This is a genomic window from uncultured Chloroflexus sp. (assembly GCF_937951745.1).
In the GTDB taxonomy this organism is placed as follows: domain Bacteria; phylum Chloroflexota; class Chloroflexia; order Chloroflexales; family Chloroflexaceae; genus Chloroflexus.
Map to the genome: position 1 here is coordinate 78835 of NZ_CALFBQ010000014.1, position 15341 is coordinate 94175.

At 58.1% G+C, this 15341-nt stretch carries 16 protein-coding genes and 1 tRNA gene; 4 read left to right on the forward strand and 13 right to left on the reverse strand.

Features of this window, described 5'->3' with window-relative positions; translation table 11 throughout:
- Positions 1 to 16 precede the first annotated feature (16 nt).
- From tmk to Q1A59_RS04795, 8 genes are all read right to left on the reverse strand, one after another.
- Complete coding sequence (gene tmk / locus Q1A59_RS04760) at positions 17 to 709, reverse strand: dTMP kinase (protein ID WP_298405943.1); 693 nt, start codon at positions 707 to 709, stop codon at positions 17 to 19.
- 119 nt (positions 710 to 828) lie between these two features.
- Complete coding sequence (locus tag Q1A59_RS04765) at positions 829 to 2448, reverse strand: R3H domain-containing nucleic acid-binding protein (RefSeq protein ID WP_298405945.1); 1620 nt, start codon at positions 2446 to 2448, stop codon at positions 829 to 831.
- A gap of 6 nt (positions 2449 to 2454) precedes the next feature.
- The gene (locus Q1A59_RS04770; protein ID WP_298405946.1) at positions 2455 to 3450 is read right to left on the reverse strand and encodes a hypothetical protein; all 996 of its coding nucleotides are present in this window, start codon (positions 3448 to 3450) and stop codon (positions 2455 to 2457) included.
- Positions 3447 to 4019: a pyridoxal 5'-phosphate synthase glutaminase subunit PdxT gene (gene pdxT / locus Q1A59_RS04775; RefSeq protein WP_298405962.1), complete on the reverse strand. Its 573-nt coding sequence runs from the start codon at positions 4017 to 4019 to the stop codon at positions 3447 to 3449. Before pdxT ends, Q1A59_RS04770 begins: the two co-directional genes overlap by 4 nt.
- A gap of 41 nt (positions 4020 to 4060) precedes the next feature.
- Positions 4061 to 4942, reverse strand: coding sequence for a pyridoxal 5'-phosphate synthase lyase subunit PdxS (gene pdxS, locus Q1A59_RS04780; RefSeq protein ID WP_066790144.1), 882 nt, complete (start codon positions 4940 to 4942; stop codon positions 4061 to 4063).
- A gap of 173 nt (positions 4943 to 5115) precedes the next feature.
- Positions 5116 to 6132, reverse strand: a complete 1017-nt coding sequence (aroF, locus tag Q1A59_RS04785; RefSeq protein ID WP_366144836.1) for a 3-deoxy-7-phosphoheptulonate synthase — start codon at positions 6130 to 6132, stop codon at positions 5116 to 5118.
- A 182-nt stretch (positions 6133 to 6314) separates the two neighbouring features.
- A complete protein-coding gene (gene aroH / locus Q1A59_RS04790) occupies positions 6315 to 6734 on the reverse strand; it encodes a chorismate mutase (protein ID WP_298405951.1) in 420 nt (139 codons plus the stop codon).
- 418 nt (positions 6735 to 7152) lie between these two features.
- Positions 7153 to 7737, reverse strand: a complete 585-nt coding sequence (locus Q1A59_RS04795; RefSeq protein WP_298405953.1) for an ANTAR domain-containing response regulator — start codon at positions 7735 to 7737, stop codon at positions 7153 to 7155.
- A gap of 172 nt (positions 7738 to 7909) precedes the next feature.
- Between Q1A59_RS04795 and Q1A59_RS04800 the strand changes: the two genes are divergently transcribed.
- Positions 7910 to 8563: an O-methyltransferase gene (locus Q1A59_RS04800; RefSeq protein ID WP_298405954.1), complete on the forward strand. Its 654-nt coding sequence runs from the start codon at positions 7910 to 7912 to the stop codon at positions 8561 to 8563.
- A gap of 99 nt (positions 8564 to 8662) precedes the next feature.
- Complete coding sequence (locus Q1A59_RS04805) at positions 8663 to 10432, forward strand: GAF domain-containing SpoIIE family protein phosphatase (protein ID WP_299644095.1); 1770 nt, start codon at positions 8663 to 8665, stop codon at positions 10430 to 10432.
- A gap of 33 nt (positions 10433 to 10465) precedes the next feature.
- Here the strand turns inward: Q1A59_RS04805 and Q1A59_RS04810 are convergent, their stop codons facing one another.
- On the reverse strand, positions 10466 to 12178 hold the full coding sequence (locus tag Q1A59_RS04810; RefSeq protein ID WP_299644097.1) for a hypothetical protein: 1713 nt from the start codon (positions 12176 to 12178) through the stop codon (positions 10466 to 10468).
- Here Q1A59_RS04810 and Q1A59_RS04815 point away from each other — a divergent pair.
- Together Q1A59_RS04815 and Q1A59_RS04820 are read left to right on the forward strand one after the other, a co-directional pair.
- Positions 12179 to 12269: transfer RNA gene (locus tag Q1A59_RS04815), tRNA-Ser, on the forward strand.
- Between the two features lie 56 nt (positions 12270 to 12325).
- On the forward strand, positions 12326 to 12631 hold the full coding sequence (locus Q1A59_RS04820) for a DUF2203 domain-containing protein (RefSeq protein ID WP_298406597.1): 306 nt from the start codon (positions 12326 to 12328) through the stop codon (positions 12629 to 12631).
- Between the two features lie 19 nt (positions 12632 to 12650).
- On the opposite strand, the gene mnhG is transcribed toward Q1A59_RS04820, so the two are convergent.
- From mnhG to Q1A59_RS04840, 4 genes are read right to left on the reverse strand one after another with little or no spacing between them, the layout of a single operon-like run.
- Positions 12651 to 13007, reverse strand: coding sequence for a monovalent cation/H(+) antiporter subunit G (gene mnhG / locus Q1A59_RS04825; protein ID WP_298406595.1), 357 nt, complete (start codon positions 13005 to 13007; stop codon positions 12651 to 12653).
- Complete coding sequence (locus Q1A59_RS04830) at positions 13007 to 13276, reverse strand: monovalent cation/H+ antiporter complex subunit F (RefSeq protein WP_298406593.1); 270 nt, start codon at positions 13274 to 13276, stop codon at positions 13007 to 13009. Before Q1A59_RS04830 ends, mnhG begins: the two co-directional genes overlap by 1 nt.
- Before the next feature lie 12 nt (positions 13277 to 13288).
- Positions 13289 to 13801 carry a Na+/H+ antiporter subunit E gene (locus Q1A59_RS04835; RefSeq protein WP_298406591.1) on the reverse strand — a complete coding sequence of 171 codons (513 nt, stop codon included), beginning with the start codon at positions 13799 to 13801 and terminating at the stop codon, positions 13289 to 13291.
- Between the two features lie 10 nt (positions 13802 to 13811).
- Positions 13812 to 15329, reverse strand: a complete 1518-nt coding sequence (locus tag Q1A59_RS04840; protein ID WP_298406589.1) for a proton-conducting transporter membrane subunit — start codon at positions 15327 to 15329, stop codon at positions 13812 to 13814.
- Positions 15330 to 15341 lie beyond the last annotated feature (12 nt).

The window sequence follows — 15341 nt, forward strand, 5'->3', positions numbered from 1 at the left end:
CTTCACCCTAACGATGTCAATCCGCGCTTCCTTGCGCGGCAATCGGCATAATCCGAGCCAAGCGCGGCGTCACCGCTTGCCAGATCTGTTCGGCCAACACTTCGACCGGCTGGTCGGCATCGAGCGCATACCATCGCTCTGGCTCTTGGGCCATCAGCTCAGCGAACCCTTGGGCTACCCGCTGATGATAGGCCAGATCGCGCGCATCGAGCCGGTTCCATTCCAACGGCTGGCCGCTGCTAGTTTCCGGCCGCTCACGCCCGGCGCGCTTGCGCTGCAATCCGACTTCTACATCGATCTGCAAATAAAAGGTCAGATCAGGCTTCAGCCCGCCGGTTGCCACTGCTGTAATCGTGCGCAGCTCATCGAGATCGCGGCCAAGGCCGTACCCCTGATAAGCAAACGTCGAGTCGGCATAGCGGTCACAGACCACAATCCCGCCGGTGGCGAGATAGGGCCGGATCAGCTCACTCACCAATTGCGCACGCGCCGCCGAAAACAACAAGGTCTCAGTGGTAGGGGCCATTTCAGTATGGCGCAGATCAATCAAAATCCGGCGGATCAACTCACCGATCCGCGTCCCGCCCGGTTCACGGGTAAGAATCACCGGATAGCCCGCCGCTTGCAGGCGTTCATACAGACGGCGAGCTTGGGTGCTCTTGCCAGCCCCCTCTGTCCCTTCAAATGTAATAAACAGACCTTGATGCATGACAGCGCCACCAGCAATCTCGGTTTATCCTTCGCTAAGGATAGCCGATCTTTGCCAATCTGTCGATGAGCCATCGCATATTGGAACGGCGTTGTCCGCAATGCTGCTACCGATACCACTTACCGGAAGATCTTCACCCGCCGGTTCGGATCGTCGCCGCGGCTCTCTGAGCGCAAATTGTAGCGGTCGGCCATCTGATGCTGCAAGCGACGAATATAACTACTGCGCGGGGCCAATTCTACTGCATTGCGCTCACCGCTGATCACTTGGGTAATCGCCTGCTCAGTCTCTAGTAACGCCTCTTCGATCGTCGAATCGCCACGCAGCGGTTCGGGTTCCTCATCCACCACCTCGCGCAACTGGAAGACCTGCGCCAGTTGCCGTTCCATCTGGGTAATCGTGTTGTTGCGCAACACGTAGACCGGCACGCCCTGCTCTTCGGCTTGCCGCAGTTGTTGCGAGCTTTGCCGGTAGTAGTTCTTGAGCGTCATGACCAAGGTGGCGTCTTTCATATCACGCACAATCACTGCCGGCACCCGCAACCGTTCGATCGCGTTCTGCAACCGGTTCCGGCTGACGCCAAACGGGAAGATGCGCTGCGGCGGCATCGTAGTCGCTGCCGCGGCATTGCCGTTGCGGTCGCGCAAGCGCGGGCCGCTTGCCCCCATCTGCGCCTGATCGCGCCCACCGCGCCCCCGTCGCCCGCCAAACGCCGGCGCATCGATCGGCGTCCGCCGCACCGGTTCGCGCCGCACCGTTCCGTTCGGCTCGCGGAAGCGTTGCTCGCACGGCGGCTCTTCGCCGCGCAAGATCGCATCAACCGCCGCTGCCACATCCGGGTAGACGGTCACGCTATCCCACGATTGAATCTCAACCAGAATGCTAAAGGTCGGCGGCGCTTTTCGTTCCAGCACCGTCTTTTGCGTCCCGCGCCGGCGCGCCTCTTCGTCACCCAACGTCACCGCCTGAATCCCACCCACCAGATCGGAGAGGGTTGGGTTGACCATGAGGTTATCGAGGGTATTGCCATGGGCCGTACCCACCAACTGCACGCCGCGCTCGGCGATGGTGCGCGCTGCCGCCGCTTCCAGCTCGGTGCCGATTTCGTCAATCACAATCACTTCGGGCATGTGATTCTCGACCGCCTCGATCATCACATTATGCTGCTCGGCGGGACGCGGCACCTGCATCCGGCGCGCCCGCCCGATGCCGGGATGGGGAATATCGCCATCACCGGCAATCTCGTTCGAGGTATCAACGATCACCACTCGCTTGCGCAACTCGTCACCCAGCACCCGCGCCGTCTCGCGCAAGAGCGTCGTCTTGCCGGTACCCGGCTTACCCAGTAACAGAATGCTTTGCCCGGTTTCCACCAGATCGCGAATAATATCAACCGTGCCATACACGGCGCGACCCACGCGGCACGTCAACCCAATCACCACGCCGCGACGATTGCGAATGCCGGAAATGCGGTGGAGGGTGCGGGGAATACCAGCGCGGTTGTCCTCGCCAAACTCGCCGATACGCGCGATTACGTAATTGATGTCTTCGGCCGTCACTTCCCGATCGCTCAAGAACAACTCATGACCACGATAGCGCGCTTCCGGCAACCGGCCGAGATCCATCACGATTTCGAGCAGATTATCTTGATCGTTGGCTTTCTGGATCGCCTCCCGGATTGCCGGCGGCAGTGTCGCTAACAAAAGTTGAATATCGTTGGTCGTATCCGTCACAGCCATAACCGCTTAGCGCTCCTCCCGCACTGTTGGGGGCCATGCATACCGGCGCACCGACACCCGCGGCTCGAGTCCCACTTCCAACGAGGGGGCCAGTACCGTGCGGCGGATTGGCACAACGGTATGCTTAACAAGTAAGATTTGCTCACCCACTGGTTGAAAACCCAACCGCATCGCCGGTTCAAACAACTCTTGCTGGTACTCGCGCAAGATTAAATAGACAGGCCGGCTGTCACTGAGCTGGGCCAGACCGAACCGCAACACATCTACCGCCTGCTCGCGCGCATCAGGCCGGATCAGCACTGAAAAGACGTGACCGCTCGGCCCGCTGAGCAAGCGCAAGTAGGCAGCCAGATCATCATCCGGCCCCAGCACCCACGCCTGCCGGCGCACGAGCGAATAGGGCTGGTAGAGCGTCCAATAGCGCGCGTTACGCACTTCCGCCTGTTGCACGAGATGCGGCGCCACGATACCATAGAGCTTGTGGATCGCCCAATGGTCGCGCCGCGATTGCGCCCGCATCGGCGCCAATCGGGTACCTTGATCCCAATCCGGCCCCGAGAGGTGCAAAATCTGGCGATGGGTGTAGGCTTGAAAGCCGACTTGGCGAAAGATTTCGCGCAACTCGTTGTGTTGGCTCGGCAACGCCGCGTAGAGGCGCTGCACCGAATGCTGCGCCGCATCGGCACAGAGCCGGTGCAACAGGTGAAACCAGAGTTCGTAATCGCTAGGAGTCTGCTCGCTGCGCGTGCCGTTGGTCGCCAGATAGATCACATCTTGCTCGGGCCGGCCCAGCCGGCCCATCGCCTGCGCCAACGCAAACCCGCCCCGTTCGGCCAGCACCAGCGTCATCCGTTCGCGATGGTTGCCGGCCAGCATGCTCTGCAACGCAAACCAGAGCGGCCGGTGGCTATACGCCAACAGTCGTTCGGTATAGAGTACCTGTTGGTAGCGAGGTTTCCGCCGAAGCGACCAGAGATCGCTCGGCGTCACGGTTCGTATCATAATTCCAGAAAGAGCCGGTGAACCCGATCATCACCGGTCAACTCAGGATGAAACGTGGTCGCCAGCAAACGACCTTGGCGGGCAGCCACCACGCTGCCGTCCTCTAACCAACCAACCGCCTCGCACCCCTGACCGAGTGCCACGATGCGCGGCGCGCGGATGAAGACGCCGGGGAGCGGCGCTTCACCGATGATCGGCATCGTGATCGGCGCTTCAAAGCTATCGAGCTGGCTGCCGTAGGCATTGCGCTGAATCGTTAGATTCATTGCGCCAATCGCCGGCTGACCGCCCTGCTTTTGGCCAACCACCTCGTTGGCCAGCAAAATGGCGCCAGCGCAGGTGCCCCAAATCGCCAGATCGCGACCAGCCCGCTCGCGGATCGGTTCCAACATCTGGTACATCACCAACAGCCGCCCGATCGTCGTGCTTTCGCCACCGGGAATGATCAATCGTTCGACAAGGGCAAGTTGGTGCGGCAACCGCACCTCGACCGGCTCGACGCCGATCCGGCGCAAGACCGCGCAGTGTTCACGAAAGTCGCCCTGTAGGGCCAACACGCCAACTGTCATACGGTTTTGTACGCGGGCAGGCATAGCCCGCCCGCCTCCTGCTACCACCCACGCCGCGCCATCAACTGCTCGGCGGGAATCTGATCGATGTTGATGCCAACCATAGCCTCGCCAAGGCCCTTGCTCACCTCGGCGATGATCTCTGGATCGTTATAGTGCGTGGTCGCTTCGACAATCGCTCGCGCCCGCTTGACCGGATCGCCGCTCTTGAAGATGCCCGAACCGACAAAGATGCCATCTACCCCTAACTGCATCAGCAGGGCCGCGTCAGCCGGCGTGGCAATACCGCCTGCCGCAAAGTTGACGACCGGCAGCTTGCCTTCGGCGGCCACCTGCTTCACCAGCTCATAGGGCGCCTGAATCTGCTTGGCGTAGGTAAACAGCTCGTCTTCGTTCATCGACTGCAAGCGGCGGATTTCGCTGTACACTGCGCGGGCATGGCGCACCGCCTCGACCACGTTGCCGGTACCGGCTTCGCCCTTGGTGCGTAGCATCGCCGCGCCTTCGGCCACCCGGCGCAGCGCCTCACCTAGATTGCGGCAGCCGCACACAAACGGCACCCGGAATTTGTGCTTGTTAATGTGATGCTCTTCGTCGGCCGGCGTCAGCACTTCGCTCTCGTCAATATAATCGACGCCAATCGCCTCCAACACTTGCGCCTCGACGAAGTGACCGATCCGCGCTTTCGCCATCACCGGAATGGTGACAGCCTGCTTGATCGCCAGAATTAGCTCCGGATCGCTCATACGGGCGACGCCGCCCTGCGCGCGAATGTCAGCCGGCACCCGTTCGAGCGCCATCACCGCCACTGCGCCGGCCTCTTCGGCGATGCGCGCTTGCTCAGGGGTGACCACATCCATAATCACGCCACCCTTCAGCATCTGCGCCAGCCCTACCTTCGTCGTCCACGTCGATTTTTCCATACTGCCTCACTCAAGGTATGAAAGGTATGAATGTATTTCCTGATCTCGTCGAATCATTGTACCACGCTGTGACATGGCGGGCAATGCGTCGCATGGCGGAGACGGCTGCCGCCACCGAGCAGAGGCGCACATCTGTGCGTCTCTCCGCACGCCATTTGGTATGTTCAGAGGCGTTACCAACCGCTCCCGACCACCTTGGCCACCGCGCGCAGTTTCGGCATCAGGTTCATGAAGTTCTCGTGATTGAGCGATTGGCCGCCATCCGATTTGGCCCGATCGGGATCGGGATGCACTTCGATGATCACGCCATCGGCCCCTGATGCGATAGCGGCCAGCGTCAACGGCGGCACCAGATACCATTTGCCGGTACCGTGGCTGGGATCGACGATCACCGGCAGATGCGAGCGTTTCTTGACCACCGCGACCGCGTTGAGGTCGAGCGTGTTGCGCGTCGCCGTCTCGAAGGTGCGGATGCCGCGTTCGCAGAGGATGATGTTGGGATTGCCCTGCGCAATGATGTATTCCGCCGAGAGCAGCCACTCTTCAATTGTGGCCGATAAGCCGCGCTTGAGCAGCACCGGCATGCCGCTCCGTCCGGCCTCTTCCAACAATTGGTAGTTTTGCATGTTGCGCGCGCCAATCTGTAAGACGTCGGCGTATTTCGCCACCAGTTCGACATCAGCCGGCGTCATGACTTCGGTCACGATTGGCAGGCCAGTCTCGGCGCGGGCTTGGGCCAGCAACTGCAAGCCATACTCACCCAAACCGCGGAAGCTGTACGGTGAAGAGCGCGGCTTGAACGCGCCGCCACGCAACATGTTGGCGCCGGCTTCGCGCACCGCCCGCGCCGTCGCCATAATCTGCTCTTCGCTCTCGACCGAGCAGGGGCCGGCGATAATCGCCAGATGGCCGCCACCGACCTTCACATCCCCCACCTGCACGATGGTATCACTCGGTTTGACTTCACGCGACACCAGTTTGTAGGGCTGCGTGATTCGCACCGTCTCTTTCACGCCATCGAAATGCTCTAACTCTTCGCGCAGCGTCGGCGGGATGGCTGCTCCCACCACCGCCACTACCGTCCGCTCCTCGCCAATAGTTAAATGGCCGCGCAAGTTATGCTCGCGCAGCCGGGCCAACACCGCTTCGATTTGGCTCTGGTTCGAGCCAGTCTCCATCACGACAATCATGGAACGATCCTCCTCAGTGGTACAGGAATCTGAAGACGAAACGGGCAGAGGAAGCCCGGCGTCACAACGAGAAGAGCATTCGGTCACATCACCCAACGCCAGCGCGCGATGCGGCATCGCAAGCAGCTCAGTGACATCGGGCACGGTGCCTCGTTGCACCGGTTCGATCGCGTGCCGGCGGCTCATCGCCGATCCTCCGACGGCAGCGGCGTCGCGACGCGGAAGGCGTTCATCGCGGCGGCTCGTTCAGGGCGTAAGCCGCGCGCTTCGCGGATGTAGACGTGGACGATTTCATCGGCGCGTTTGGCGGTATTCCAGTGGATTAAGACGCGAATACAGCGCGGCAGGCTGCCCGGCACGGCCATTTCGTGGCCGCAGAGCAGGGCGGTGTCGATCCACCCAATCGCCCGTGCTGCCACTGCGGGGAATTCGGCATTGAGGTCGGGGGTAGTGGTGAAAATGGCGCTGGCGATGTCTTCCGGTTTGATGTCGTTGGCTTCGATTAACAACGTGAGCAATTCATGGGTCGCTTCCAGAATCGCTTCGCGTGTGTTCTCGGCACAGGTGGTCGCTCCTCGTACTCCGCGACAACGAACGTTCATTGCCTCTCCTCCGCGGCAATAACAGAGGGGGCGCGAGGTTTGTTCGCCTCGCGCCCCCTTGTGCTTGCTCTGTGCTTGCGTGCGTCTTCAGGAAATGCGAAGCGACCAGTCCAATTGTGGGCTGGTAAAGTAAAAAAAGTAGGTGTAAAAGCGCACACTATGCATGAGATCGCTTACCTTACTTTTGTCCCGCTTCGACGAGGGAAATATACCATGGTTGCAGCGGTTCGTCAAGCAGACGCAGAGGGGATTGGTAACCCCCACCTCAGCCCCTCTCCCACTGGTTAGTAGCCCCACCCCTGCTAGGGGCGGGGGGCATGATCCCTTTGCGATCTGTGCGTCCTCTGCGCCCTTGCGTTTGAATTGTTAGCGATCTTTGCGGAACCGAACAGCCGTCCGGCGCTACAACACTTTCCGATCACGAGCCAAGCAACTCTTCGGCCTCGATAATCGCCTGCGCAATATCCTTCATCTTGGTACGCTTATCACGAGCGCGCTGGCGGAGCCGCTCATACGCATCGCGCTCGCTCAGGCCAAGGCGCTGCATCAAAATCCCCTTCGCCCGCTCGATCAACTTGCGCGCCTCCAACGCCTCTTGCAATTCAAGATTTTCATTGCGCAGATTTTGCAACTCGCGGTGGCGGGCCAACGCAATCGAAATCGCCGGTGGCAACTCCTGCTCATTGATCGGCTTGACCAAATAGGCCAGCGCACCGGCTGCCTCGGCCCGCCGGACGGTATCCTTATCGGCAAATGCCGTCAACATCACCACCGGAATGCCGGTCTGATCACGGATACGGGCCGTCGCCTCGGTACCGTCCATCTCCGGCATGCGAATATCCATAATCACCAGATCAGGCTTCAGGCGGGTGGCAAGCATCACCGCCTCGGCGCCGGTACGGGCAATGCCAACCACCTCGTAGCCCAGCCCCTTCAACTGCTCTTCGAGAGTGAGCGATACGAGATCATTATCCTCGGCAATCAGGATGCGAATCGCGGCCACGGCTGCCTCCCGCTGCAAGCTTATGCGCCTAATGTGATGAGCTAGATCATACCACAAGATGGGCAAGGGTGTGATACAATTTAGTATGAGATGAAGTGTTTGCGTATGCAACTGACGCCATTGGGGCGACAGCCGCACACACCACCGCCAACATCGGGGTGAGGAGGGCGTGATGCGCTACGACATCACGAATATTGCAATCGAAGACTATCTGCACGATCTCATGCCACCGCGCAACGAGGTATTAGCCAACCTCGAAGCGCGCGCCAAACAGCAGGGTTTGTCGCTGGTCGGGCCGGTGCAGGGACAATTTCTCTATTTACAGGCGCTGATGATGAATGCCCGCAACGCGCTTGAAGTGGGCATCACCACCGGCTATGCTGCCACCTTCATTATGAAGGCGCTCCGCCAGACTGGCGGCAAAATGACGGCAATTGAGCGCAATCCAGAACGGGTCAAGCTCGCTAACGAAGTGATCGAAGCCGCCGGCTACCGCGATCTGATTACGATCCATTTCGGCGATTGGCGCGAGATCCTGCCCTCGCTCAATCAGGAATTCGACCTCATCTTCCTCGACGTCCTGCGTAATTCCTCCGACGACGAACAGGCAATGCAGGCACTTGAGCTGTGCGTTCCACTGCTCAGCCCCGGCGGCGTGCTCATCGCCGATAACGTGCTGTGCAGCGCGCAAGTGCTCGAAGAAGACGCCTCACCGCTCGTGCGCGGCATCCAGCGTTTCAACCGCGCCATCATGGAGCATCCGCAGCTCGAGTCGGTGATCATCCCGCTGCGCGATGGCGTCTCGATCAGCCGCAAAAAGCGTTAAAGAACGGCTGTTTATCAACGAATAGTCCTAGGTGAGGATGTGAGGAGCCGCACAGCCGGGCGGCTCCCTTAAACAACTCATTATCCCATTCATTGTCCTATGCCGCCTTCTGATCGGCGCCATAACCTCGCCGAATGGGCTGCGTTACGCGCATTCGCCCAAATCCTCAACCAAACGCTTGACCTGCGCACGGCGCTGGAAGCGGCGCTTAGCCATATTCTGGCGTTGACCGGCCTAGAGGCCGGCTGGATCTACTTGCACGATGAAGGCGATCAGTTTACACTCGCCGCGCGCCAGCACCTCCCTCCGGCGCTCAATTATCCCGGTTTGGCATGGCAAGGCGAATGCACTTGTCAAGAAACCTGCCGTGAGGGCCACCTGCGTGAACCAACCTTAATGGCATGTTCACGGCTCCGCAGCGCCGTCGGCGACAAGCGCGGCCTATCGCATCACGTCTCGATCGCATTACGCGACAACTCCCGCGTGGTAGGCATCCTCAATCTAGCCACCAGCCAGTGGGTGCGGCTCAAGACGCCCGATCAACACCTCATGGCCGCGATCGGCGATCTGCTCGGCATTGCCATCGCCCGTGCTCACCTCTACGAAGAGTTCAGCGTGCGCCGAGTGCAAGAACGGCGCGCCTTGCTGTCGCTCTCACAAGAACTGTTGGTCAGCGATAGTCTCGAACCGGCTTTGCAACGATTAGTGCGCGTCGGTGCGCGCCTGCTCGATGCCGATGCCTGCGCGTTCGTCGAAGCCGATGAAGAAGGCGGGAGAGCAGTGCTGCGTGCCTGTTATGGCTGGGCCTTGCCTGCCGGCAGTGCATGGCCGCTAACGCTCGACGAAGATCACCCGCACCTGTGGTACTTGCCCGAACGCAGCAACCAACTGCCTGCCGATACGTTGATGCGCCTGCCGCCGCTTTTGCGCCGGCAGAACTTTCAAGGCCACCTCGCCGTTCCGATTGAACTCGGCGGCGCGCAGCTTGGCTTGCTCTTGGTGAACACCATCACCCCCCGCGCATTTCTCGACAGCGAAACCGAGCTGCTCGGTCTGCTCGCTAGCCAACTGGCTCAGATGATCGACCGCGAGCGGCTCAACCAAGAGGCGCTCGCCCGCCAACGGCTCGAACGCGAACTCGATCTGGCCAGTGAGATACAGGCTAGTTTCTTGCCTAACTGTTGTCCCTTTGTGCCCGGCTTGCAGATCGAAGCCTTCTACCGCGCCGCCCGCCAAGTCGGCGGCGATTTCTACGATTTTATCGAATTGCCGCCGGCAACCCCCGCCAGTGCGCCCCGCCTCGGTGTCGTCATCGCCGACGTGACCGACAAAGGCGTGCCGGCAGCTCTGTTTATGGCCCTCTCGCGCACCTTGCTCCGCGCCAGCGCCATTGATGGCCGCCCGCCGGTCGCCGTGCTGCAACGCGCCAACCGGCTCATTCTGGCCGATTCACGGGCCGGCCTGTTCGTGACCTGCTTCTATGCCCAAATCGATCCAGTCACCGGCCAGATCACGTTTGCCAACGGCGGTCACAACTACCCGCTCCTGTACCGCCACGCGACCGGTCAAGTAATACCGCTTGCCGCACAAGGGATCGTACTCGGCATCATCCCCGATCCGCACTTTGCGCCGGGAGACCTCGCGTTCGAACCGGGTGACGTGCTGCTCTTCTACACTGATGGTATCACCGAGGCAATGAACGCGGAACGCGAACTGTTCGGCGACGACCGGCTCGCGGCTGTCCTCCGCGCTACCCATCATCAAACCCCCGCCGAGATCGTGGCCGCCGTGCTCGCCGCCGTCAATGCCTTCGCCGGCGATGCGCCCCAAGCCGACGATATGACGATGGTGGTGATTAAGCGGATGTAGTGTGAGACTGCTTGCTCGATCACAGACTGCGATTTAATACTTATCCTCAACAATAGTCATATGAAAGAAATGTTCGCGCAAAATATCTGCACCGGGAGCCTCTGGATCAAAGATCACGATGTAATCGAGATCAAGTGACTGCACGTAGGCAACGAAGTCAGCCGGGTTTGTGAAATTGGGGCCGTGATCAAGCAAATAATCTTGATAGTGCAGTTGAATCAACTGGTTAGTAAGGCGGCGATCGTACAACGTGGCAATAAACGCCATACGACCACTCAAGTAGCCAATGCGCAAATTTCCCTGTTCAAAAATATCAAAAGAGACGATGTCAGAACGGCGATGCTCACGTAAGATGGAAATTGCTTCTTGGGTAAAGGTTCTGTAGTTGCCGCTGCCGATAATATTGGCGGCAATGTAGATAATACTGATGACCATTACCCCCGCATAACTATACAAAGAAAGCCGGTAGCTACTGGGATTCGTCGCTACCAGCATCGCCGGCCATAAAGCCGCCACTGCCGGCAGAAACAACACATACCGCGGCACGCTGAGATGAAACGGCAAAACAACAACGATTGCAACCGAAACCGCAAGCACAAACCAAAATGCTCGGCGTTGCAACGCTGGCATGCAATGAGAACGCAAAGCCACTAGCCCGATCATGAATAATGAAATCGGAAACATCAATCCAAACGCATCATTCGTGATGTGAGGCACAAGGTGATAGACAACGGGTGATTTGGGAATGAGCGGATGGGGCAAGACGGCCTGCGGCGATAAGTTTGGAAACAGTATCCCTTGGTAGGGAAAACCAAGATTGGTTAAGATCGTAGATAGCGGTTGCGGCAAAGCTAACGGATAGATCGGATTGCCTTTCAACCACAGATTGCGCAAATACCACCCCGATGTAAATAATCCACTGCCAACCACGAACATCAAGGATCGCCACGAGGGCTTGTACGACCTGATCGCGACCATCACTGCAATTGCCGCCAACATCAACACCGTGCCAAATAACAACCCATGATATTTCACACTTGCTGACAGGATTGCCGCACCAATTCCATACCAAGCATAATCAACCTGCCGTTGAATAAACGCCAGCGTGAGCAAGTACAAACTCAGATACACTAACCAGTTGATATGAATATCAACATAAAAGGCTACCGTCTGCGCGAACAGTACCGGAATAACCCCACACAGAGCCACAGATAACAAACGAATGTGACAAGCTGCCGTCCAAATCCCGGCAAACTGGTAACTCACCACCAAAAACAAGACGTAAAACAGCGCACCTGACAGATTGGTGCTATTGATATCGCGAGTGATGGCAACGATCAGGCCAACCAATGCCTCTGCACCAGCCGGAAACCAGAATGAGGTAAACGCGGCATCTATATCAACGTAGTAGGGATTAGCATGACGAGCAATTTCCACCGCCATCGGAATATGATATGCGGTATCGTCAATAAAATGGCGCACATACGCGACACTATTGAGGCATACTGCAACGATGAGCGCTAGTACGACGCAACTTACTGAAACATACCAGATGAGCGCAGCAGCACGTTGGAGATTATGTGTGGCAGATATCCAATGGTGCTTCAGTTTTACCATTTGCCTAATCCAGTCACTTTCTACCGCGTAGCGCATCATTGAATTATATAGAGCCATAATATTATACAAACGACTCGTCCACTTGCACAGATCAACCCATCTCGCTATAATATGATGGCGACGCGGCACGGGGAGATGACGGAGTGGTTGAACGTGCCCGTCTCGAAAACGGGTAGGGCCTCATAAGCCCTCGTGAGTTCGAATCTCACTCTCCCCGCCAAACACATTGCGCCCGACCTGCGATCAGGTTGGGCGCGCCGATTCTTGAGGTAGCCTATGACGTCGGCAGAACAGCGATTGCGCGAACAGTTAGAGGAACAGTTGCGGCTTAATGAGTGGCTTTATGAACAGCTTGAGCGCCAGCGCGCTATGAACGCCGAGTTACGACGGGCAGTCGCCGATTTGGCCCGCGCCTTCCAAGAATCACTCGCCGCCGCAGTCGAAGCCGGTGAAGCCGGCGATCTCGCTGCCATTCGCCGCCTCACCCGCGCCAATCAACAACATTGGCAGCACTACCTGCAACAGATTGTCGCCGCTGCTGGCCGCCCTACCGGCACCGACACGCCACCCCCCACCCCCTAAGGACGCCGCATGCGTTGCCCTATGACCGCAGCCGGCCCTGCTCGACATCATACTTACCGGCCAAATCATCCTGCACCGTCTGCGGCGCACGCTTGACGCCGGTCAGGTAGGCAGCTCGATCCAGCATATGCGCCGCAACCGGCGCCGTCAACCAAAAGAAAGCGATCAGGGCAATCATCTTCGCTGCGGCAATCAGATCACCATGATGCACTGCCACGGCCAACAGCACCCCCATGATCCCCAACGTGCCTGTTTTGCCGCTCGCATGGATACGAGTATAGAGATCGGGCAATTTGACAATCCCGACCGATGAAATCAGTACAAATGCCACCCCAATCGTCGCCAATGTCAGGGTCACAATCTCTTTCAGATCCATCAACTCCGCCCCTCCTCAATATAGCGGGCCACCGCCACCGTACCCAAAAAGCCAAGCACAGCGACGATCAGAATCGCATCGACAAGCGCCAACTGATCGGTAATCACCACATAGAGCGCCACCAATGCCACCACGTGATTCATAATCGCGTCAAACGCCATCGCGCGATCAGGAATGCTCGGCCCAATCAGTAAACGCGCCATAGAGATCACCATCGAAATGGCGAGAATTCCCATCAACCCAGCGATCAGCATTTCAAACAACGTCATGGTGATTGACCCCTACGGTAACAGTTCCATCACCCGCCGCTCGAAGTTCTGCTTTATGTCATTACGCACCGCATCGGCGTCCTGTACATCAATACAGTGAATATAGATCGTGCGCCGATCGGTCGAAATATCGAGCGAGACGGTGCCCGGCGTCAGCGTTATCAGATTCGCCAAGACGGTAATCCCGGCATCGCTCTTAACATCGAGGGGAATGGCGATAATGCCGGGGCGAATATCGGCAACGCGCCGAAAGAGCACGATGCGCGCCATATCGATATTCGCCTTCAAGATGCTCCAAACCGCAAAACCGATAAACGCAATCCACTTGACCGTCAGGTGAGCATACTTGCGCGAATCCATACGCGGACGGCCCAACCCGCCGTTGACAAAGGGAATGCTCAAGAACCGACTCGCTAGCGCGACGATAGCATAACTGACCGCCAAGCCAACGATCAGGTCGGGAAGCGTAAAGCTGCTTTGCAGCGCCATCCACGTGAGGGTAAGAATGAGTATCAATACAATCATACACCCCCCTTTACTTCAGCGCCGCCCGATATACCGCTTCGCAACCATCGGCGCCACAGACCGCGGTAATGTAGACGTTGCGGTCAAACGCCTGTTGGCCGGCTATCGCGTTGTAGTCAACCAACGGTCCAGCCAATAAGCCGAGCGCCACGCTAAGGATAACCAGCGCCGCTCCCGGCGCCAACAGGCCAAACGGTACTCGCGGCAAGCGATTGACATCGTCGTAAGACTTCTTCCAGAAGACCTCATTCCAGATTTTGAGCATCGAGAAGAAGGTCAAAATACTGGTACCAGCAGCCACTGCGGTGATCAGATACGCTTGCTGACTGACGCCTACCTGTAAGAGGATCAGCTTGCCGATAAATCCGCTGAGCGGCGGGATACCGGCCAGCGACAGGATGCCAAGGAACCAAAACAAGGCCAACAGGGGTTCGCGACGGGCCAAACCTCCCATCTTCTTCAGATCGCCGGTGCCGTAAATCTGCTCGGCTGCACCACCAATAAAGAACAGCGCCATCTTGACGATCATCACATGCGCGGTAAAGACTAAACCGGCGGCCAAACCGGCGGCGCTCGCCAATCCCAATCCCATCACGCTATAGCCAATCTGGCTGATAATGTGAAAACTGAGGATACGGCGCACGTTCATCTGTGCCACCGCTCCCAACACCCCGATCACCATCGTCAAACCGGCGAGCAAGAGGATCCACGGCCCATACGTAGCCAATTCATTCTGAAACAGCAGCCCAAACGTCCGGTAAAGCGCGTACACCCCCACCTTCGTCATTAACCCGCTAAAGATAGCGGTGACGGCGACCGGTGGTGTGTGGTAGCTAGAAGGCAGCCAAAAGAAGAGCGGTACAATCGCGGCTTTACTGCCAAAGGCAAACAGCAGGATTCCGGCCAACACCGTCTGCAAGCCGGGATTCGCTAATGTTGCCATCCGCTCGGCGATATGAGCCATATTGAGCGTACCGGCAAACCCGTACACCAAGCCGCAGCCGGCGAGAAAAGCGGTGCTGCCAAGCAAATTGAGCACCACATATTTAAGGCCGCCTTCAAGCTGATCGCGGCTGCCGCCAAGCGTAATCAAGCCAAATGATGCCACCAGCAACACTTCAAACCAGACATACAAGTTGAAGAGATCACCGGTGAGAAAGGCACCGCTGACTCCAAGGAGCAAGAGCAGCAACAGCGGGTAATAAAAGTGATCTTCCCGTTGTTCGTCAATCGAATAGAAGCTATAGATAATCGTCGTCAGCATGAGCAAGGCTGCCAACATCACCATCAGCGCGCTCATACCATCGACCACCAGCGAGATACCGAACGGCGCAAACCAACCCGATGCTTGCGCTACTAACGGCCCGGTTGCCGGCACAACGCTCATCAACCACAGACCATACCCCAAATTGATCAGCACACTGATCAACGCAATTGCTCGCGCCACAAGACGCTGCTGGTTGAACAACACGGCTAATGCGCCCCCGATCATTGGCGTAATGATCGGAATAAAGAGATGAAAGACCATATCTATATTCCT